Origin of the sequence: Pseudoalteromonas sp. Angola-30, assembly GCF_028599215.1 — a bacterium.
Lineage (GTDB): Bacteria > Pseudomonadota > Gammaproteobacteria > Enterobacterales > Alteromonadaceae > Pseudoalteromonas > Pseudoalteromonas atlantica.
Genome location: NZ_JAQREI010000002.1, coordinates 468,456 through 490,529, shown reverse-complemented (window position 1 = coordinate 490,529; position 22,074 = coordinate 468,456). Strand labels below are relative to the sequence as shown.

Sequence of the window (22,074 nt, the reverse complement as noted above, 5' to 3'; positions counted from 1 at the left end):
CTAGTTAGTCTTTAATAATGGCCACTTTATAGCATTTATTTGCAGTTGCACACGCTTAGCTTTACCATTTAATACAATATTTATAATAAGCTAAGGCAACCTTGTGCTAAAAAAAATAAAACACTTAACCCTCGCACTACCGCTAGCTGTTGGCGCACTGAGCGTACAAGCAAAACCATTATCGCTAGAGCGTATTTTTGATGATCCGAGCTTGTCGGGTAAAGCTCCCGTACAACTTAAATTTTCACCAGACGGTAGCCGCGTAACTTACCTGCAAGGTAAAACCGATGACTACAACCGTTATGATTTATGGGAATACAACTTAAAAGATAACACCAACAGAATACTGGTTGATTCTGCAAAGCTGTTTTCAGGCCCAGAAAACCTCTCTGATGAGGAAAAAGCACGCCGCGAACGCCAACGTATTTTTGGTAAAGGTATTTTAGAGTACAAATGGTCTAAAGACGGCAAAGCTCTGTTATTCCCACTCAATGGTGACCTGTATTATTACGAGCTTGCATCTGGTAAAAGTAAAAAACTTACCAATACAGAAGCGTTTGAAACCGATGCCCGTTTTTCTCCTAAAGGTAACTATGTATCGTTTATTCGCGAGCAAAACCTTTACGCTTTAGCACTTGATTCAGGTAAAGAAATACAACTGAGCAAAGATGGCGGCGGCGTTATTAAAAACGGCATGGCCGAATTTGTAGCACAAGAAGAAATGAGCCGTATGACTGGCTACTGGTGGGCTGGCGATGAATCTAAAATTGCATTCACTCGCGTAGATGAAACCCCAGTAAAAGAAGCCATCCGTAACGAAATTTATGCTGACGAAGTAAAGCTATTTAATCAACGTTACCCATTTACAGGCACCGACAACGTTGAAATACAACTGGGCGTGGTGTCTTTAAATAATCAAAACGTTGACTGGGTTGATTTAGGCGACGATAAAGACATTTACATTGCACGTGCTAACTGGCTAAAAGACAGCACTACCCTTTCGTATCAATGGCAAAATCGCTCACAACATAAGTTAGAACTACGTTTTTACAATAGCGATACTAAAACGCAAAAAGTAGCGCTAACAGAAAACAGCGATACGTGGATCAATTTAAACTTTGATCTGCATTTCTTAAAAGACAAAAAGCATTTTGTATGGGCTTCTGAGCGCGATGGTTTTAAACACCTTTATTTGTTCCGCACTAATGGCCAGCTAATTCGACAAATCACCTCTGGCGATTGGGTTGTTGATAGCTTAAAAGGCGTGGATGAGAAAAAAGGCATAGTGTACTTTGCAGGACGTAAAGACACCCCGCTTGAAAGCCATTTATACAGCGCACCACTGTTTAAAAAAGGCAATATTAAGCGCATCACCGAACAAGGCCAATACCACAAAGTGGTAATGGCTAAAGACAGCAAAACGTTTATTGATAATAGCTCATCGGTAAACAAGCCTAACTCGGCGGCTCTTCGTAAAGTAAATGGCGAATTTATCACATGGCTTGAACAAAATAAGCTTGATGATAGCCACCCATTAACACCTTATTTAAGTGATTTAGCAACTCCAGAGTACGGCACAATTAAAGCTGAAGATGGCCAAGTAATGCATTACCGCTTGTTTAAACCAAGTAATATTGCAGACGGTAAAAAGCACCCAGTAATTGTTAATGTATATGGCGGCCCGCATGCACAACGCGTTACAAATAGCTGGCGCAGCAAAAACTTGTACTTTCAATACATGGCGCAACAAGGCTATGTTATTTTTCAGCTCGATAACCGAGGCTCTTACAACCGTGGTAAAAAGTTTGAAGACGCTATTTACAAGCACTTAGGTGTTGTAGAAGTAGCAGATCAAATTAAAGGCGTTGAGTTTTTACGCACGCTTGATTACGTAGACCCACAACGCATTGGTATTTATGGCCACAGTTATGGCGGCTACATGGCCCTAATGACCATGTTTAAAGCGGGCGATTACTTTCAAGCCGGTGTATCGGGAGCACCAGTTACTGACTGGGCACTTTACGACACCCATTACACTGAGCGCTACCTTGGTCATCCTAAAACCAATGCCAAAGGCTACGAAGACAGCGCCGTATTCCCATACGCTGATGGCTTAAAAGGCCCATTAATGATTTACCATGGCATGGCAGATGACAACGTGTTATTTACCCACGCCACTAAATTATTTAAACAACTACAAGATAACGAAAAACAGTTTGAAATGATGACCTACCCAGGCTCAAAACACAGCTTACGCGGTAAACAGGTGCAAACACATTTACACCAAACCATCACAAACTTCTTCAATCGACATTTTGATGTTAAATAATCATATGACGACTAAATAGACTAAAGGCTGATTGAAAAATCAGCCTTTTTTTTGTCTTAATAAGTTAGTAAGCCTAGATTAAACGCTTTTTTTAGCTACGCTTATTCTATGCGCTAAGGCGTACACTAATTGAGGACAAATTAATGCTTAACCTACGTAGTTTCAGTATTTTCCAGCGTTTTTTACTGTTAATAGCCATTGTTGTATTTGGCCTAATAGTACTTAGTATATCTAGCCTAACTCATCAATATAGCTCACTCAAAAACGAGCAATATCTAAAAACCCAAAATGTAGTAGAAACAGCATACAGTGTTATTGAGCATTACCACCAGCTTGAACAAAACAATACACTCACACAAGCGCAGGCTCAATCACAAGCACTGGCCGCTATAAAAGCGCTGCGCTATGACAAAACAAATTACTTTTGGGTAAACAACTACCAGCCCAAAATGGTAATGCATCCAATAAAGCCTGCGCTTAACGGTAAAGACTTAAGTAATAATAAAGACCCCGACGGCAAAGCACTTTTTGTAGAAATGGTGAACATTGTAAAACAACAAAAAGAAGGTTTTATACCTTATAAATGGCCAAAACCAGGAAAAGATCAGCCGGTAGATAAAGTCGCATTTGTAAAAGGTTTTAGCCCGTGGCAATGGATTATTGGCTCAGGCGTATACCTAGATTCAATAGATGATGCATTTAGCGAGCAGCGTAATCTCATCATAATTAGCGCCTTAGTTATGATTATTGCTGTCATTTTATTAAGTTACTTTATTGGTAAAAGTATACTCACGCCTACTCGTCTTGCCGCAGACATGATGAAAAACATATCGCAAGGTGAAGGTGACTTAACACGTACGCTAAGCGAATCGGGCAATGATGAAATATCAGAGCTATCACGCTCTTTTAATTTATTTGTTTTAAAAATGCGCGAGTCGTTAGTGCATGTATCGCACAGTGCAGATGATGTAAGCAGACACGCTCACACGGTGGATGAGTCAAGTAGAACAAGCCATTCCTTCATTGAGCTACAAAACGACAGTTCCACACAAGTAGCCGCCGCCATGGAGCAAATGACGCACCAAATTCATGATGTGAGTCGTAATGCCGACGCCGCAGAACAAGCTGCCAATGATGCAGCGCACAATGCCTCAACCGGTAAAAACGTGGTAGCGAATACCATTACCGCCATAGAAACACTCTCAAGTAATATAGAAACAGTGAGCCAAGTAACTGAAGATTTAGCAAACGAAAGTAACAATATAGGCTCTGTGCTTGATGTGATCAGAAGTATATCGGAGCAAACAAACTTACTTGCACTCAACGCTGCTATAGAAGCGGCTCGTGCAGGCGAGCACGGCAGAGGGTTTGCAGTTGTTGCCGATGAAGTGCGCACATTAGCCAGCAGAACTGGGCAAAGCACAGATGAAATTCAAACCATGATCACTAAATTACAAGAAGGCGCTAAAGCGGCTGTAGAGGCGGTAAAATCAAGCCAAGCACTGTCGGTGACGACGGTAGAGCAGGTTTCATCTGCCGATACATCGCTCAATGAAATAGAAAGGCTGGTATCTATAATTACCGACATGAACAGCCAAATAGCCCGTGCCACTGAGCAGCAAACGCAAGCCGCTGACGAGGTTAATTTACGTATTAACGAGCTATCACAATCAACCGAGCAATCACTAAATAATACAAAGCAACTTACCGATGCCAGCGATAACCTTAAACAAAGTAGCCAAGGGCTTTCGAGCGTGGTTAATCGCTTTAAATTAAAATAATTAAAAAACAAAAGCCCTGAATTAACAGGGCTTTTTATTACATAAGCGTTTTTAGCTTATACCATTTCGCATAATTAAGTGATCTATTTTTAGGATGGAAAAACGTGTTGATGGCTAGGCAAAAAATTTGCTATTTAGTTGTTCTAAATGAGAATTTTTTAACACAGATAGCGACACGTTTAGCCCCGAAAAATGATTAAGTATTATTGCGGATTGGTATTACATACAGTAGCGTGCAAATAAGCTCGTTACTGATGCTGCGGTTGGCTTGCCGTGCTGCCAATCACCGCCTTCAACACCACTACCAGCAATGTCCATATGTACATAAGGAAGCGGCTGCTCAGAGTCGTTACCGTGTTTATCAAGCCCACCAACAACGGCTAAAAACGCCATAGGGAATTGATGCCCACGGGCTGTAACAGCAGAGGCCGCATTATTGCTTGATAAAACATCATCAGCGAGGGTACGCGGTTTGATAAAGTCGTAATCTTCACGGCGAGAGCGAGAAACCTCAGCTGCATCTGCCCATAAATCACCACAATCCGCTATTTGACGAGAGGTATTAGCGCTACGTGCAGGTCCGTTTTCAACATATGCTCCGTAAGGGCCCATAGCACGTGCCGCATGGCCTGTAAGGGTTGCCACGGTGAACAGTGTTGGGTTAACTTCACCTTTAGCTACATCTTTCATTTCGCTAAGTAGGTCACCCATAGCTAAACGCCCTTCTGCATCGGTGTTACCAATGCGTACACGTACGCCTTCACGGCTAGTGATAATTTCATCTGGTACAAAACAATCTGAGCCAATTGAATTACGAACCACAGCTAAGTAAGAAATAACTTTAACGCCTTTAGGTTGGTAATCTGCCACGGCTTTCATAAAGCCCGCAACGGATGCAGCCCCGCCTTTATCGCGGCTCATACCCGCCATGTAACCGCCTACTTTTAAATCGGCGCCGCCGGTATCGTAAACTAATCCTTTACCAACAAACATTAGCGTGCGCGTTACTTCACCTTCTGGCACGTATTCTAGCTTAACAACACGTGGGTGGTGGCGCTCAACCGCATAAGATGCGCGCGCAACAGTGCTAAGCATAGGGTAGTTTTTATCTATCGTGTTAATATCGTCAATCACATCAACCGCTACTTTAGAGCCTTTAAAAAGCTCAACACAGTAATCGGCAAAACGTGGTGGCGCCATACGTTCAGGCTCAGTACCGCATAAGTCACGTGCCGCATATTGCCCTGCTGCAATTGCATTTACAGCTTTAACTGTTTGCTCATTTGCATCTATTAAACCTATTTGCGTAATAGGTTCAATGCTTTCGCCGTGGTATTCGCGCGCCTCTAAAGGTTGCCATAATGCTTGGCATGCGCCTAAATACGCCACTTCTAATGCATGCTGGTAACGCGCATCTGTATGTAATTTAGGTAAGTAAATAGCAGGGTTTACACTGCCCGCGGCTTTTGCTTCGTTAATCGCTAGCTTAGCGGCATCAAAGTAGCGTCTTACATCATCGTAATCGCGGTTAAGCGGCCCCGTAGGTGCTAAAACAACACGTACATTATCAACCACTAAAAACGTAACTTGTTTACCAATACGAGAATCTACTTTAGCGTGTGATTCGATAGCATCACTTAATGAGTTATTGGCTAATTGAGAAAAGTCATCACTAATTATAATAAGTGCATCGTGAGAAAATGAGTCAAAGCTTGCACTAAGTGATTGTGCAGCTATCGCTTGAGGATATGCCATAAGTAAAACTCCTGTTAGAAAACATAAGGGGCTATTATCGTTGATATAAAAACACAAAACCAGCCAACTGCGATCAGCTCATGTTAATCTGGCAACTTGGTTTTACAGCTAACTAAAGTGACTCTGTGTTTTGAGAAGAAATTAACAACCACTATATAGTTTTTTGTAAAGGCAGCCCCTGCTTATACCACGTTTAAATTACTTTGCTAAAGCACTCTAAATTGCAAAAAAGCGTGTAGTTAATCAAGAATACTCAGTTGCAAATTTAAATTAGGTTCATTTTTAACTCCTACTCCAATACCTAATAAGCGCACCGGTTGCTGCATCCCGCGTTGATACGCCTTAGAGAGTAATTCAGTAAAAATAGCATTATTTAACTGATGATGAGCTTGATCAGCTGAGGTAACAACAAAGTTTGCAAACTTCACTTTTACACTTAGCTTATTAATACGATTTTGTAGCTGTTGCTTATTAAGGCGCGCTGTTAGCTCTTCCAGTAATTTAGGTAACTGATCTAAACATTCTTGTAGGCTATTTTTATTGTATTCATAGGTGTGTTCAACACTAAGCGATTTACGCACTCGCTCAGTGGTTACTTTACCAATATATTCGCCAGCACATTTTTGATAAAGCGATACACCAAAATTCCCCACATGCTGCTGCATCCAATTAACGCCTTTCTCGCGAACGTCTTTACCTGTGTATAACCCCTTTAAATTAAGCTTTTCGAGGGTTACTTTGCCCACTCCAGGGATTTTACCCAGCGGTAAATTATTTAAAAACGCATCAACTTCATCCGGTAAAACCACAAATTGGCCATTGGGTTTATTTTCGTCACTGGCTATTTTGGCAATAAACTTAATGGGAGCAACTCCGGCAGAGGCAGTAAGGCCGGTATCGTTATAAATATCTGCTCTAATTTGCTGAGCAATAAGCGTTGCGCTGCCTTTGCATGCAGTGCTGTTGGTTACATCTAGGTAAGCTTCATCAAGCGACAACGGCTCTATTTGGTCGGTATAGCGTTTAAATACAGCGCGTATTTGGTTAGAAATTTCTTTATAAACCGCCATGCGCCCAGGCACAATCACTAAATCGGGGCATAATTGCTTAGCGTGGTAGTTAGACATAGCCGAGCGAACACCATATTCGCGCGCTATATAATTTGCTGTAGAGAGCACGCCACGACGGCTATTGCCACCAATCGCTAAAGGCACACTGGCAAGTTTGGGGTTATCGCGCATTTCAACCGCTGCATAAAAGCAGTCCATGTCGATATGAATAAACTTTTTCATTACCACATAACAACTGTTTATTTATACAGCCATTATTAAGGATTCACTTTAATTAAGCAAGTCCATTAAAGCCTGTTTAACTTGCTAAAGTTAAAAGCGCTACTAGGTGTAGCGCGTTAAACCGTGCAAGCTTTAAACAGCTTTTTTAAAACGGCTGCTTAAAGCGCTTTGATTTTTTAAAGCAATGTAGCCAAAAAACAAACTCCAATAAAAACCCCGCAGCTAAAAGCATTATGCCGCCGGAGGCATTACCCATTGCATAGCAAGCAAAAGACGCTATAAAAACTAAACTGGCTAAAGCCCAATTAATTATATTTTGCATGTGTGTTCTCGTGTGTGTGTTGTCTGTGTTATTTAACTGTAGTCCTAAAAATAAATAGGTACAATCATCTTATAAAAAAACATGGCATTTATTGTCTTGAGCTACAAACACCATATTGATAACCTCATTCATTTAAAACTAAGAGTACACATACATGCAAAGGTTCAAAGATCTGCACCCTATTCATACCGATATCACCGTAGCATGGGCCGATATGGACGCCCTACAACATGTTAACAACGTGGTGTACTTGCGTTATTTTGAAATTGCGCGTATCGATTTTCTAAATAAAATAAATCAGTTTGATACAATAAAACCAGGTGGAATAGGCCCGGTGATTAGTGAAAACAATATTCGCTATAAACGTCCAGTGACCTTCCCTGATACCTTAACCGTAGGTATTACTATTTCAGATATAAAAAGCGACCGTTTTATGATGAATTACTCTGTATTTAGCCATGCTCAGCAAGCTATTACTACCACAGGCTATTCTCAAGTTGTTATGTTTGACTTTAAAACAGGACAAAAAGCGGCGATTTCAGAGCCATTACTATCGGCACTACACCAATTCGCTTAAGTAGGTTTATTGCGAATTGGTATTAATTATCCACTCTCAAGATCTTACATAATTTAAGGATTTTAAATGCAATACAGTCCGTTAGGCAGCAGCGGTGTTGATGTTTCTAGAGTATGCTTAGGCAGCATGACTTGGGGTAAACAAAATACCCAACAAGACGCCGATGAGCAAATAGCTTATGCCTTGGCACAAGGCGTTAATTTTATAGATACTGCCGAAATGTATGCCGTTCCTCCTTCACCAGAGACCTACGGTAAAACAGAGCAAATTATAGGTAACTGGCTAAGTCGCAATGCGCAAAAGCGCAGTGATATTGTATTGGCGACCAAAATTGCAGGCAATGGCTTGTCGTGGGTACGAGATGGCGGCGATATAACACGCAGCGCTGTCATTGAGGCCGTAGATAACTCGCTTAAACGCCTACAAACCGACTACATAGATTTATACCAATTGCATTGGCCTAATCGCTCTACCCCACATTTTGGCAGGCAGTGGCCAGGTAAACTCACTTTTAGTGACGTAGATACTGAGCAACAACAGGCGGGTATGCTTGATATTTTAGAGGGCCTTGATGAGTGTGTTAAAGCTGGGAAAATAAAATATTGTGGCCTTTCAGATGACACCCCATGGGGCATTAGCCAATTTTTAAATTTAGCAAAAGCGCATAACTTACCGCGTATGGTGTCTATTCAGAACGAGTTTAGCCTAGCGCACGCTAAAGATTGGCCCTACTTAATTGAGCAGTGTATCCATGAAGACATTGCTTATTTACCTTGGTCGCCGCTTGCTGCTGGCTTGCTAACGGGTAAATACCTAAACGGTGCACGCCCAGCGGGCTCGCGTTGGACATTTATGCAGCGCAATGGCATTTTTAGAGATACCCCTAACGCGCAAAAAGCCACGCAGCGTTATGTAGAGCTTGCACATGCAAGCGGCATAACCCCAGCCCAATTGGCACTTGCTTGGTGTAATCAAGTCGATGGCGTTACCTCGTCAATTATTGGTGCGACCAGCATGGCCCAATTAAAAGAAGACATTGACGCTTTTAGCATAACTTTAAGCGACGACACGCTAACTGAAATTGGCACTATTTTTAAAGATTACCCGCAGCCATATTAAACCCAAATAATAGGCAGTTTTTTTACTGCCTTTTTCTCTCTTACATTTGAACATATACAAAGTAAAACTATACTAAAGTTACCTTAAAATGATTGTTTTTAGTGAGTTATGCTTAGAAATGTAATTTTATTCTTTGGTGTACTAGGTGCTTTAATGCGTTACGGGTACGCTGACAATACTCATCCAATTAAAGAAATTGTATGGTTACAAAGTTACACGCCCCCGTTTCATATGGATAAAGATTCGCATGCGCCGCAAGGTGGTATTTGCGACAACCTCACCGAGCAACTAATTAACAGCATTGATGATGTAAAACATACACGACTAATCGTGCCGCAAGAGCGAATTAATAAGCACTTAAATGAAGGCGATAATGTATGTTTTCCGTGTGTTATTCATAAAAAAACAGCCAATGGGGTGTTACAGTTTTCTACCCCCACCACGGTTTACCCGCCTTTTTCGGTTTTAACCACTCAAAAACTTGCTCCAGAAATACACGCTAAGCATGGCAGCCCTATTAAACTTATACATTTATTGTCAGACGAGCAATATGTATATGGTCAAGCCGCGGCGCGCAAGTTTACTTCAAAAATTAATAAAATAATCGAAAACACCACGGTGTATCATAAAGCATCGCTAAGCTGGAGCAGCGAAAATGAAAGCCAAGCTGTTATTGCTCGCTTAAGTCGCGGCTTTTTAGATTACACAATAGACTACCCGTTTATGGGGGATTATTTTGTCAATCACAGTAAGTTTAAAAATATAGTCAGTTTGCCAATTGAAGAAGACCCCAGAGAGTTTGTTTTAGGGGCTATAGGGTGTGCAGTAAGAGCACCGAATGATTTTGCTACTAAGGCGCTTAATAAAATAAATAAAGCGCTACATAAGCAGGTATTACAATCGCCTGCTTATATAAATAGTCAGCGTTTTTGGTTAGAGCAAAGTTTTCCGCAGTTTACTAAGCATTACCAACAGCAAATACTTAACCCTATTGCGCCTGCCAACTTTGCGATAACAAGCACGTCGAATTAGCATACAAGCTTACTGTAAATACGCTGTTTGCAGGCACTTCCCCTACGCCTGCAGGCGTTCCTGTCATTATTACATCGCCATTTTCTAAGTGCATAAACTCATTAATTTCACTTAAAATATCTTTAGGCTTATGTATCATAAATTGCGTATCGCCTTGTTGAATAACGTTATCGTTAATTTTAAGCTCAAACGTAAACACCTGCTCAGCATCCGCTATAGCTAAAAAGGGCGTTAATAATACCGAGCCGTTAAACGCCTTGGCGCGCTCCCATGGTAGCCCTTTATTTTTAAGCTTACTTTGCACGGTACGTTTAGTTAAATCCAACCCTAAACCTACGCCTGCCAACTCATTATTTTTAATAACAAAACACAGCTCGGCTTCATAGTGCAGTGTGTCGTTATTGTGCGTAGCAAATAAGGTATCCGTTATGGCACTGTTCGGTTTATTAAACAATACCATTTGATCTGGTAGCTCATTATTAAGCTCGGCAATATGCGCGGTGTAATTACGCCCAACGCATACTACTTTAGAGGGCGTTAATATCTCACTTTCTAGTTTTATCGACTGCATAAAATAACTTCTAAATTACGAGCTGATCAAGGTTTCTAATAAGCTCAGGTTAATCGGTTTCAAAAGTACATGATTAATATTTAAATCTTTGATCTGCTTAGGATCGGGCTCTGCACCACTAACAATCACTAAGCTTAAGTCAGGGTAACGTTCGTTAATTTGCTTCCCTAAATCTACACCACGCCCGTCAGGTAAGTGCATATCTAGCAATACCTTATTAAATTGTTGGTCATGATTGAGGGTTTGTAAACACTGTGCACACGTTGAGGTAATAACGGTTTCTACCCCTAAACTTTCTAGCAGCAACTGCGTAATTTGCGCTGCATCTTGGTCGTCCTCAACCAATAAAAAGCGCTGCTTTTTCTCTATTACAGCTTTGTCGCTGTGAATGTTTTTAGCTTGAGGCGCATGCTCTGGCGATACTAAGTAATCTTGTAAGCATTGATACAAAGAAGAGCTATCAACGGGCTTTGGTATTACATCGTTAAAGCCAAGGGCGGCAAGCTCTTCATGTATGCCTTTCATAGTGGCGGCAGTAAGCGCAATAATTGGGCCTGTGTAGCCCATTTTTCTAAGCTCTATTGTGGCTTCTTTACCACCCATTACGGGCATATGTATATCAATAAAAATAATATCATAAGGCGAGCGATACGCCTCGGCAATTCTTACTTTTTCAAGCGCTTGCTGGCCATGCTCGGCGTAGTCTACACGCGCCCCACATGTGCTAATCATATGGCCAACTAACATGCGTAAATCGCGTAAATCATCAACCACTAATACGCGGCCGGTCACTTTGCATGGTGCTGATTTTGTCTGTAATTGCGAGCCACTGCTAAAGTTTAATACTTGGCGTTCTACTTCGCTTATATCACCTGGGTACACCGAAATAGTAAAGGTAGAGCCTTCGCCCATTCTAGAGGTTAAATCTATACTGCCGTGCATACGCGCTAATAGCTCGGCACAAATCGCAAGGCCTAAGCCTGCTCCGCCAACAGAGCGCGATTCTACATCGGCTATTTGCTCAAAGGGTTTAAAAATTAATGCTTGTTTTTCAGGGGCAATCCCCATGCCTGAATCTTTAATACTAAAAAATAGCATTTCTTGGCCTTCAACCCACTCGGTCCAGGCACTAACCACTATTTCGCCCTTTTCGGTAAATTTAACCGCATTATTGATTAAGTTAATGAGAATTTGGCGTACGCGGGTGGCATCTACTCTCACAATAAGAGGTAAAGGCTGTAGAGACTCAAAGCGAAGCTTTAAACCTTTATCAAGCACAGATACACGCATTAAGGTGTAAACATCAGCCAGCATGCTATCTAAGTTTACTTCACTTAATGTGAGCTCTAATTTGTCGGCAGCAATTTTAGATAAATCGAGCACGTCGTTTAACAAGCTCAGCAAGTGCTTACCGTTTCGGTAAATAACCCCTAATTCGTTTTCGGCCTGTTTGCTAAAGTCGCTTTGTAGCAGTAACTCTGTGTAACCTAATATAGATGAAAGCGGGGTACGTAATTCGTGGCTTAAGTGGGCTAAAAATCTGTCTTTTGAGCGGTTCTCTGCTTCGGCTTTTAAACGCTCTACTCGCTCGCCTTCAACATCTTTACGCGCTAAAGCATAACGTATAGCGCGAGCAAACCGGCTCGAACTCATTTCTGTTTTTATAAGGTAATCTACCGCGCCGGCATCAAGTGCTGCAGAGTCTAATTCATCATTAGATTGCCCTGTAAGCATAATAATTGGCCCGCTAAACCCATTAGCAATGGCCTTTTTTAATACACTTAGCCCATTTGAGGCGCCTAATCGATAATCAAGCAAACAAATATCGTGATCGTTTTTACTTAAAATGCTTATTGCTTGCTCAGGAGAGCTTATCCATTCTATGTCAAATGTATGTGAATCTAACTGTTCTAAGTAGTCGCAAGTGAGAATGTAATCATCTTCATCGTCTTCTACTAAAAGTAAGCGAGTCACTTTATCTAACATACTACCTCCTTTTAATTGCATTTAATAAGCCCCTAATTAGGGGCTTAATGTTGCTACTTATTTAGTCGTTAAACGTTGTCGGCAGCTCTACAAATTCTACCCAGTATTTTCCTAGGGTTTTCATTAAATCAACCAAGCCATCAAACGTTACCGGTTTAGTAATATAAGAGGCCGCTCCTAAGTTATAGCCTTTAACCATGTCTTCTTCTTGCTTAGAGGTGGTTAAAATAACAACCGGTATGCCTTTAAGGTTTGGGTTTGCCTTAATGGCCTCAAGTGCTTCACGGCCATCCATACGTGGCATATTTAAATCAAGCAAAATCAACCCTGGGCGTGGCGATGAATTTTTATCTTCAAACTTACCCTTGCGCTCTAAGTACTCTAATAATTCAACCCCATCTTCCACAAAATGCAGCTCGTTTAATACACGGCTTTCGGCTAGCGCATCTTGCGTGAGTAGGCGATCATCCTCGTCATCATCTGCCATTAATATTGTAATAGGTTTCACTTTTGAATACGGCATCTAAGCCTCTCCTTGAAGTGTGAAAAGCGTTGTTTCCACAGGTAATTTTATTATGAAGGTTGCCCCTTCACCGTCTTTACTATGAGCAGTAATTATCCCACCATGCCGCTCAACTATACGCCTACAAACTGAAAGCCCAATCCCTGTGCCTTTATATTCCGAACGCCCATGCAGGCGCTGAAATGGTACAAATATTTTATCAGCATACTCTTGTGAGAAACCAATACCATTATCTTTTATGGTAATAATTTGCCAACCCACTTTTTCGTTATGCTCTTCACTAAACTCGTCTTTGTGCTCGTACATTACGCTTATGTGTGGCTCAACACCTGGCTTTCTAAACTTAACAGCGTTAGACAGTAAGTTTAAAAACAACTGCTGCATTTGGCTTTTATCGGCTTGAATAACCGGTAGTTCGCCCACCTCTACGTGCGCATTGCTTTCTTTAATGGCCACTTCTAAATCACTTAAAATGTCGTTAACAACGCCTTTTAAGTCAGTGTCATCAAAGTCTTTACCTCGCGTTGTTACCCGCGAAAACTCTAGCAAGTCGTTAATAAGGTTAGACATACGTTGCGCTGCATTTTTCATACGGCCTATGTAATCTATGCCTTTTTCGCCCAGCTCATCTTTAAACATGGTTTCTAGGCGGTCACTAAATGCTTGAATCTTTCGTAGTGGTTCTTGTAAGTCATGGCTGGCAACAAACGCAAACTCTTCAAGCTCACGGTTTGAGCGGCTAAGCTCATCTGAATATAAGGTCAGCTCTTGCGTGCGCTCAGACACTTTTGTTGCAAGCGTTTCGTTTTGTCTTTCAAGCTCCTCACGGTATTTAGCCGCGTTTCTTAAATTTAGGCGGGTTAATAAAAACATACCTATTATTAAAAGCGCACTGGTAACCGCTGTAATAGCAAAGGTGATTTTTGCTTCATTTTTTATTTGTGCCAGCTTAGAAAAATGGCTCACCTTAAACAGTAATTCTCGGTCTTGAATATCATTAACTTTAACGCGAATATCTTTGTATAGCTCTCGCCCTCTGTGCGTATTTAATACATATAACGCACGGCGCTCTTTGTCATTAGTAGCCAGCTTAACCGTTTGTTTAAGCTCTTTAATTTTAGCTTCTGTTAACACTAATAGCTCAGCAATTCGCTCAGCTTGGCCATCAATTTCAGAGTGTAAAGACTTTACATGCTCCTTTTGCGATTCTATTTGCCCTATCGCATCGTAATAAGGTATTAAGTAGTCTTCTTCTTCGGTGAGTAAATAGCCGCGTTGGCCAGACTCTGCCTGCACAATTGATAAGTGAAGACGCTCTATGGCATCGGCTAATAAACTGGTGTTATCCAAGCTTTTTTGCGTTTGCGTTAATCCCTGAATAGTACTTAATGCCAAAACTGCATTGCCAACAACAATGCACAGTACTATTGCAATAAAAGCGGCCCACGTTATATTCGTTTTACCCTGCTGCTTTTGCTTACTCATTATGTGTAAATACCTAATTTTAAATGACTACTTGTTATTAAAATCAGTAATGTTTTGCAAGCTTTCGCTACATTGCTGACAGTTTGAAATTATTTTATCGAGTGCTGCTAACGCTTTGTCTTTTGGCATATCGTTTTCTAATACCAGTTTAATGAGCTCTGCATTCATAGAAATTCTATTCAGTGGAGCTCTCGCATCATGTACCAATTTATTTAGCGTATTAACTTCTTTTTCATCACTCATATTACTTCCTATACTTATTTAACCTGAACTCTGATTAAGAGAGCCACTAAAATATTAAATTATAGTGATAATCAAATTCTTTTCTCTAGCCAGAGATTTTCAATGAAAACAAGGCGAATTTACGCGTCAATAGCTGGCCTATTGCAAGCAAGTTAAACGCAGTTAACGTTGAAAATAGCTGCTAGAGATAGGTTTATTATTCAGAGTTCAGGTTATTTATATTCTCCAATTCCGCCGTATGCGTTTAATCGGTTATACAATGTTTTTGTACTGATCCCTAGCATTTGTGCAGCTAGCGTTTTATTACCTTGCACCTTATCTAGCGTGGCGTGGATTAACTCTTTTTCGACTTCTTCAATGGTTTGCCCTGCCGAAACATGGTTGTCGGCCACTTGCGTATTTACACGCGAAAACGGCGACTCTAAGTTATCCGGAAGTGTAATTTCGCTCGATTGTGGGTCGCTCATAATAAAGGCGCGATGGATAGCGTGGCGAAGTTCACGCACATTGCCTGGCCACTCGTATTGCTGTAGTTCTTTTAGCTGCTCGTTGTGCCAATAAAACGAAGTGCCATTTTCATCGTTAAGCTGCTCTAAAAAGGCTTTCGCAAGCAGTGGAATATCTTCTTTTCGCTCTCGCAGCGCAGGTATATCAATGGGGAAAACCGCAAGTCTAAAGTAAATATCTTCACGAATAATATTATTTTGCGCTAAGTCGGTCAGCGAACGGTTAGTCGCAGAAATAACGCGGCAGTTTATAGGCAGTTCACGATTGCCGCCTACACGTGTTACTTTTTTAGTTTCAAGTACACGCAGTAAGTTTGGCTGCATATCTATAGGCATTTCGGTTACTTCATCTAAAAATAACGTACCGCCATCTGCTTGCTCAAACACACCTTCTTTACGGGCAATTGCACCTGTAAAAGCCCCTTTTTCATGGCCAAATAACTCACTACCTATTAATTCTTTAGACAAAGCACCACAGTTGCTCGCCACTAAAGGGCCTTCACATTGGCTTGCGTTATGAATTGCTTGGGCGACCACTTCTTTACCGGCACCGCTTTCACCCATTAGCATCACGTTAGCATTGGTTTTAGCTACGCGCTCTATCATGGTGTAAAGCTTTTGCATTGGCTCTGATTCACCAATTAAACTATTAAAATGGCGAGTAATAGCCGGAACTTTAGCTTTTTTAGCTGTTTTTTTAGGGCCGTTTAATACCAGCTCTAGGTCTTCACGTTGCAGCGGCTTTAATAAATGCCCAACATCTTGCTCACACATGTCTGCCAAAATCCCTTTTACTGAAGGGTGGCCAGAAATAAGCGTCACTTTTGGAGACTGCCCAATCATTTTTAAATGATCGAGTAAATGAAGACCACTGCCATCTGGCAGCATAAAATCGAGTAATACGTGATCAAAGGTATTATTTTCAAACCATTGATGTGCTTCTTTTAAGCTAGTTGCAGTACAAATGTTGTGCCCGAGGAATTCGACAATGTGGCAAACAACGTCACTAAATTCAACGTCATCATCGACTAAAAGTATGTTTAACATGATAAATCCCTATGCTTTTCTTCTTATTCTACGCACCCTATTTTGCAAATAAAAGGGGCTACTAGAATCTCTTAAAAATGATTAAACTATTGAGTCTTTTAACGTTTAATTTTAACAACCGAGTATGTACGTAAACTTAAGCCATACCGATCATAATTTTTAAAAATAATTAGAATTATTTTTACTACTCGCCTAAGTATACCAGCTGATATAATTTTGCTTTTAAAAAGGAGACAAAATGCAATTATTAAAAACAATGGTCCACCCTGGCATAAATTTAAACCAAGGCACTCAATTTACCCGCCGCACAGGCCGCGCCATTGTGATTAAAGATGTAATGTATACCAATCGCTACGAAGACTACAGTTTACCCGGCGGCGGTGTAGATGAAGGTGAAACCCTAGAGCAAGGGTTAATAAGAGAGCTTAGCGAGGAAACTGGCGCGCAAAATATACAGGTTATTAAACCCTTTGGGTTATACGAAGAGTACCGCCCTTGGTATAAAGACGACTTTGATATTATACATATACAGTCGTATTGCTATTTATGCGATACAGACAAAGAGCTTGGCAAAGCTCAGCTTGAACATTACGAGCAACAAAATGGTATGACGCCTAAATGGGTCAATATATACGACGCCATTGCACACAACGAGCGCACAATGAGCCTTAGTGAAAAACAAGGGCTGTCTATCATTCGTGAAACTTACCTACTAAAACAAATAGCACAGCAACTATTTAACTAAGGCTGTAAAATTTGCATAAAGCAGTATTTTTTACTGCTTGCTCATCACTCGCTTTTTATTTACATCCCACAATTAAATTTAAAGCGACTACTATTCAATAACTTAAGCTCTATTTTACTTTATAAAACAAACTGGCTTTGTGTTTGCACCCTTACTGATAACTAATTTGTAAGGAGATAAAAATGAGTAACACAGTTAAAACAATCAACCCCGCAACTGAACAAACCATTGATACCTACACGCTGCTTTCTCAAGAGGAAGCTGAGAAGGTAGTCGAAAAATCTCACGAAACATATTTAAAATGGCGCCAAACCTCATTTACCGAGCGTGCTAAGTATTTAAATAAACTAGCCTCTTTATTTGAAGATCAAAAAGAAGCCATTGCTAAGCTAATGACCGAAGAAATGGGTAAAGTGTACGAGCAAGGTTTTCAAGAAATTGAACTGTGCGCAGGTATTTGTCGTTATACAGCCGAAAACGGCCCACAAGTACTTGGCGATGAAGAGCGCGATATGGATGGCGGCCGCGCTATTGTTAGCTACCAACCTACGGGCGTTTTATTAGGTATTCAGCCTTGGAACTTCCCGCTTTACCAAGTAATTCGTTACAGTGCAGCTAACATTATGGCCGGTAACACCACCGTACTTAAACATGCCGGTAATGTATTTGGTATGGCAGAGAAAATCGATACCCTGTTTAAACAAGCGGGCTTCCCTGAATATTGCTTTAGCAACTTACTTATTGATGGCAAAACTGCCAGCGCGCTTATTTCACACAAAGCAATCAGCGGCGTAACATTTACAGGCAGCGACGCTACCGGTAAAAAAGTAGCTGAGGAAGCAGGTAAATACGTTAAAAAAACAGTACTTGAGCTTGGCAGTAACGATGCCTACTTAGTACTTGATGATGCAGATTTAGACCTTGCTGTTGAAACCTGTGTTACAGGGCGCATGATCAACAACGGCGAAACCTGTGTATCGGCAAAACGCTTTGTGGTTGTAGAGTCATTATATGATGACTTTAAAGAAAAAATTAAAGCGCAATTTGAAGCATTAAAAATGGGCGACCCAATGGCCGAAGATACCGATCTAGGCCCAATGGCTCGTGAAGATTTACGTGATAAAATTCACGACCAAGTAATGCAATCTGTTGAAGCAGGTGCAAATGTAGTCACAGGCGGTGAAGTACCATCGCAAACAGGTTACTACTACCCACCGACTATTCTTGATAATTTATCGCCGGGCATGCCAGCATACGATGACGAGTTATTTGGCCCTGTAGCCTCGCTCATTAAAGCAAAAGACAACGACGATGCAATGCGCATCGCCAACGACTCTCGCTATGGTTTAGGCGGTGGTATTTTCTCTAAAGATGAGAAAAAAGCCATTGAACTGGCTAAAAAGCACTTTGATACCGGTATGATCAACATTAACGGTTACGGCCTTGCTCAACCCAACCTACCGTTTGGTGGTGTTAAAGAAAGTGGTTACGGCCGAGAGCACGGCGGCTTTGGTATGCGCGAATTTGTGAATATCAAATGTATTATGATTAATAGCTAATTTAGCTACACCTGAGATACACGTATTTAAAGAATATTTATACGTGTTTTAAAAAATATTATTAAGCCTAAAGGTGAGCAATCACTTTTAGGCTTTTTTATGGACGAATCTGCATGGTTTTATGCACGAATAGATCTATCCAACAAGTGTATTTAAAACCGTAAACACTGTGAGATAAATTAAAAACAAAGCTGTCAATTGACTAATACTGAGCATAGAATTTAGACAACCTGGCTTAGCTAGGCAGGTAAGAGTGGTGAGCAAACGGTCAGTAAACTCGTTTTTGGACAGTTTCGTTTTAGAACTAGTGCTCCATAGTGTATCTGTTAGATTAGGAAAAGTAGGTTGCTCCCTTGGGCGTTTGTTAAAACTACGCTAGGTTAGGTGTCTAACATATCCCATTCGTCGCCAAGAACCCAACGTAAGGCTGATAATTTGCCATTTATCATACCCCATTCAAAGTCTGACCACGGACCGGTGTCCTCATACTTACTTTCGACTTTTTGTGCAGATTTAATTGCACCCTCTAGGATATGTTCATGTATGACAGCACTTCCGTACCGTTCGGTACCCTCCGGCACAACTTCAATTTCACCATGTTCGATCTGCCACATCCTATTCTGGTGTCTGTTGTACCAAACTTTATCCACCAACTCGTCCATTACATCAAGAATTTCTCGTAAGCCACGAGTTTCTTCAGTGTAATCGTACTCAAACTCGATCTCAGCCAACACATCCTCATCAATGATGTTCAAAGCTGATGCAAGATTATTGAAATAATGAACATTTTCACGATTAAAAATATCGTCGAAGTCTTCATGTGGTTTTCTATGGTCTTTGGCTGAAAAATCATTGTGATTGTGAGTGATAAAGAAGCAGCTATCAGTAGCATCAACATCAAGCGAAAACTCATAAAACTGCTCGATAATAACAGCGTCTGCAACCGAGTTTTTACTGATATGAAATGGGGCTTTTTTATCCAAGCCACGTTGAACCGCTGCAACTTTTGAACGCTCACTAATATTAATTAGCTCCGCAGACTGGATTAGTTTTTCGACTCTGTTGATTGTGCTGTAATTGGCATCTGTTAATAAAGGCAATCGTGCATTTATGTCATTTAGCACTTCGAGCGTTTGCTCTTGGTTTGCACTAGCGAACTCACTTACCACAGCTTTTACTTGTTTAAACTCTTGAGACAATCGTCTTGCAGTCTTGTTTGCAACATCTTCTTTATTTCTCTCGTATTCTTCAGCAACCAAGTCTGTAACAACCAGTTTCACCACATCGGTTTCGACTAGCTCTTCCAAAGCTGAAACCAAAGCAAGATCTTGCTTTTTCGTTGAAATATCAAGAAATACGCAAGTATCAAGACATATATAATTCATATAACCTCAAATGATGAACTTTTTCAGTAGAGTTAACGCCTCAATCAGAGGCAATAAAATAGCTGGCTAAAATTAGCGACGAAGGAGCAAAATCCAGCTACTTTTTTGTCCTTTGAATGACTTGTTAGTTGCCAAATTCTTGCTCAGCCTGATTATAGCTATCATACAATTTTTTAACTCTATCAGTGAGTTGCATTCCTCCCTTGGTGGATCTATCAGTCCAATAATACCCTTCAAGCTCATACACGGGTGAGCCATGAATTTCTAGTGCAAACGACCCATGGTGAATTTCACTTCGTTTCCCTTGTAACTCTATTTTGGGTTCGTTTCGATAAACTCCAACAAGCTTGAATAAATCGTCATCTTCTTGTTGTTCAATACTATGAGCGACTAAAATAGATCGAGACTCTTTAGTCATTAAACGTACGCTTAGAAAAGTCAAAGTTTGTCTAACGACGGCGTAACCGTAAATAGGAGGAGTTTCCTCTCCTGTTTCGGGGTTTATCCAACTGCTTTTCAATTCTACTTTCCACGTGCCCCTAATATCTGGCCGTTTTACATACCAGCCCTTAAAGATTTTCCATGACCACATGTACTTATTAAAAAGGGTAACAAAAATCGCAATTACGCCAACAACCATGCCGAAAGGTTTTAGAAAGTCAGCATTTAGCACAGGCATGCCTTGAAACCAGAGAGCCAATAGCCAGACAATTATGGTGAGACCTACAAATGACGAAATATGAAGTCTAGTTAGCATTATTCATACCCCACATAATCCCATGCATCACTTATAAACTGATGAGCTCCTTGACGAGTCCAAGGCTGCGAAGAGCGGAATAGATATTTTAGTTCACTAACTTCACCCCACTCACTACATTTTTGATCATTCATAGTATTATTGAATAGTTCAGCAAGAACAGCTCTAACCATTGGCTTGAAAGATTGGTAGCCAAAACATTCATTTGATGCGTTAAACACCAAACATTCAACTAAAAAACTTGGCGTATCTTCAGCAGATTTTATTTTTTTACTTGCCATTTCATTGCAAAGGGTTTTGAGTATTCTTACGGCTCGCTTGTATCTTCTAGATGTAGCGTCATTCTTTGCCACTCCATTTTGATAATGCTGTTCAGGCCAATTTCTCACTCTAGGAGGAGTGTAATCATCAGGAATCATTTCAACTCCTGATAAGTAATGAGTTACGGATGTATACCTGCGATGTTCGAAAAATGCAGCTACGTCTGACTCAACTCTATACGTATTCTCTTTGATATCGAATGATTTGCTTCCTCTTGATACAGCTTCTCTACCAAACCTAGAAACAAGAGCTTCTTCAAGCTCATTCTTGAATAATGCATAAGTATAAACGCCGTCACTAAAACTCTTATTTAATTCGGCTTTAACATTATCATCGGGGTATACAGGGAAAAATGTATCAAAACAAACAACACCAATATCAACATCGCTATCTTTTCTAACATTGACACGATTTCGATAAGAGCCTTGTGTAAAAACTTTAATATTTCGATTTCTTAACTTTTCACTATCATGAATTGCTTGTCTAATTTGGCGCTCCGCATTCTCCGCTCGCTCCTGTTCTGTTTTGCTTGGCCCTTGCGACCAAGTTGTAAAAACAGATTCCCAATCCCTGTTCATAAATACTCCATACTACGATGATTTGGCAACTAACAGTGCCTTTTCTGCAGGCGATGTATTTATAAAATTTTCATAAAATACAGACGCCATAGAAGTAACATATTGTTCTATATGTGTATTACATCCTTCCACTCACAAATTGCAGAACATGCCTGTATAAT

18 protein-coding genes are annotated in these 22,074 nt (G+C 40.7%); 7 read left to right on the top strand and 11 right to left on the bottom strand.

The window, feature by feature from the left end; genetic code table 11:
• Positions 1-103 precede the first annotated feature (103 nt).
• The gene (locus PSH54_RS05190) at positions 104-2,329 is read left to right on the top strand and encodes a S9 family peptidase (RefSeq protein WP_273605631.1); all 2,226 of its coding nucleotides are present in this window, start codon (positions 104-106) and stop codon (positions 2,327-2,329) included.
• Positions 2,330-2,472: 143 nt separating this feature from the next.
• Positions 2,473-4,110, top strand: coding sequence for a methyl-accepting chemotaxis protein (locus PSH54_RS05185; protein WP_138611389.1), 1,638 nt, complete (start codon positions 2,473-2,475; stop codon positions 4,108-4,110).
• A 219-nt stretch (positions 4,111-4,329) separates the two neighbouring features.
• Here the strand turns inward: PSH54_RS05185 and PSH54_RS05180 are convergent, their stop codons facing one another.
• Complete coding sequence (locus PSH54_RS05180) at positions 4,330-5,865, bottom strand: M17 family metallopeptidase (RefSeq protein ID WP_004588515.1); 1,536 nt, start codon at positions 5,863-5,865, stop codon at positions 4,330-4,332.
• 239 nt (positions 5,866-6,104) lie between these two features.
• Positions 6,105-7,157: a DNA polymerase IV gene (dinB, locus tag PSH54_RS05175; protein WP_273605630.1), complete on the bottom strand. Its 1,053-nt coding sequence runs from the start codon at positions 7,155-7,157 to the stop codon at positions 6,105-6,107.
• 476 nt (positions 7,158-7,633) lie between these two features.
• On the opposite strand from dinB, the gene PSH54_RS05170 reads away from it, so the two are divergent.
• The 3 genes from PSH54_RS05170 (at position 7,634) to PSH54_RS05160 (ending at position 10,207) form a co-directional block, all read left to right on the top strand.
• Positions 7,634-8,056: an acyl-CoA thioesterase gene (locus tag PSH54_RS05170; RefSeq protein ID WP_054983500.1), complete on the top strand. Its 423-nt coding sequence runs from the start codon at positions 7,634-7,636 to the stop codon at positions 8,054-8,056.
• A gap of 66 nt (positions 8,057-8,122) precedes the next feature.
• Complete coding sequence (locus PSH54_RS05165; RefSeq protein ID WP_121637059.1) at positions 8,123-9,175, top strand: aldo/keto reductase; 1,053 nt, start codon at positions 8,123-8,125, stop codon at positions 9,173-9,175.
• A gap of 153 nt (positions 9,176-9,328) precedes the next feature.
• Positions 9,329-10,207, top strand: a complete 879-nt coding sequence (locus tag PSH54_RS05160) for an ABC transporter substrate-binding protein (RefSeq protein WP_273605629.1) — start codon at positions 9,329-9,331, stop codon at positions 10,205-10,207.
• Here the strand turns inward: PSH54_RS05160 and PSH54_RS05155 are convergent.
• The 6 genes from PSH54_RS05155 to PSH54_RS05130 all read right to left on the bottom strand — a co-directional run bounded on the left by PSH54_RS05155 (position 10,164) and on the right by PSH54_RS05130 (position 16,568).
• Positions 10,164-10,778, bottom strand: coding sequence for a fumarylacetoacetate hydrolase family protein (locus PSH54_RS05155; protein ID WP_273605628.1), 615 nt, complete (start codon positions 10,776-10,778; stop codon positions 10,164-10,166). The genes PSH54_RS05160 and PSH54_RS05155 overlap by 44 nt on opposite strands.
• Before the next feature lie 15 nt (positions 10,779-10,793).
• Complete coding sequence (locus PSH54_RS05150) at positions 10,794-12,764, bottom strand: ATP-binding response regulator (RefSeq protein WP_273605647.1); 1,971 nt, start codon at positions 12,762-12,764, stop codon at positions 10,794-10,796.
• Between the two features lie 61 nt (positions 12,765-12,825).
• Complete coding sequence (locus PSH54_RS05145; RefSeq protein WP_024031669.1) at positions 12,826-13,287, bottom strand: response regulator; 462 nt, start codon at positions 13,285-13,287, stop codon at positions 12,826-12,828.
• Positions 13,288-14,772, bottom strand: a complete 1,485-nt coding sequence (locus tag PSH54_RS05140; protein ID WP_273587922.1) for a sensor histidine kinase — start codon at positions 14,770-14,772, stop codon at positions 13,288-13,290. It abuts the gene before it with no gap.
• A 27-nt stretch (positions 14,773-14,799) separates the two neighbouring features.
• Positions 14,800-15,015, bottom strand: coding sequence for a hypothetical protein (locus tag PSH54_RS05135; protein WP_004588505.1), 216 nt, complete (start codon positions 15,013-15,015; stop codon positions 14,800-14,802).
• Between the two features lie 212 nt (positions 15,016-15,227).
• Positions 15,228-16,568, bottom strand: a complete 1,341-nt coding sequence (locus PSH54_RS05130; RefSeq protein ID WP_024031667.1) for a sigma-54-dependent transcriptional regulator — start codon at positions 16,566-16,568, stop codon at positions 15,228-15,230.
• Positions 16,569-16,806: 238 nt separating this feature from the next.
• On the opposite strand from PSH54_RS05130, the gene PSH54_RS05125 reads away from it, so the two are divergent.
• On the top strand, positions 16,807-17,313 hold the full coding sequence (locus tag PSH54_RS05125) for an NUDIX hydrolase (RefSeq protein WP_273605627.1): 507 nt from the start codon (positions 16,807-16,809) through the stop codon (positions 17,311-17,313).
• A 182-nt stretch (positions 17,314-17,495) separates the two neighbouring features.
• Complete coding sequence (locus PSH54_RS05120; protein WP_273605626.1) at positions 17,496-18,872, top strand: NAD-dependent succinate-semialdehyde dehydrogenase; 1,377 nt, start codon at positions 17,496-17,498, stop codon at positions 18,870-18,872.
• A 380-nt stretch (positions 18,873-19,252) separates the two neighbouring features.
• On the opposite strand, the gene PSH54_RS05115 is transcribed toward PSH54_RS05120, so the two are convergent.
• From PSH54_RS05115 to PSH54_RS05105, 3 genes are all read right to left on the bottom strand, one after another.
• On the bottom strand, positions 19,253-20,257 hold the full coding sequence (locus PSH54_RS05115; protein WP_036972188.1) for a PIN domain-containing protein: 1,005 nt from the start codon (positions 20,255-20,257) through the stop codon (positions 19,253-19,255).
• Between the two features lie 124 nt (positions 20,258-20,381).
• Positions 20,382-20,849 (bottom strand): hypothetical protein, encoded by a 468-nt coding sequence (locus PSH54_RS05110; protein WP_443197764.1) that lies wholly within the window; start codon positions 20,847-20,849, stop codon positions 20,382-20,384.
• 164 nt (positions 20,850-21,013) lie between these two features.
• Complete coding sequence (locus tag PSH54_RS05105) at positions 21,014-21,913, bottom strand: nucleotidyltransferase domain-containing protein (protein ID WP_273605624.1); 900 nt, start codon at positions 21,911-21,913, stop codon at positions 21,014-21,016.
• Between the last annotated feature and the right edge of the window lie 161 nt (positions 21,914-22,074).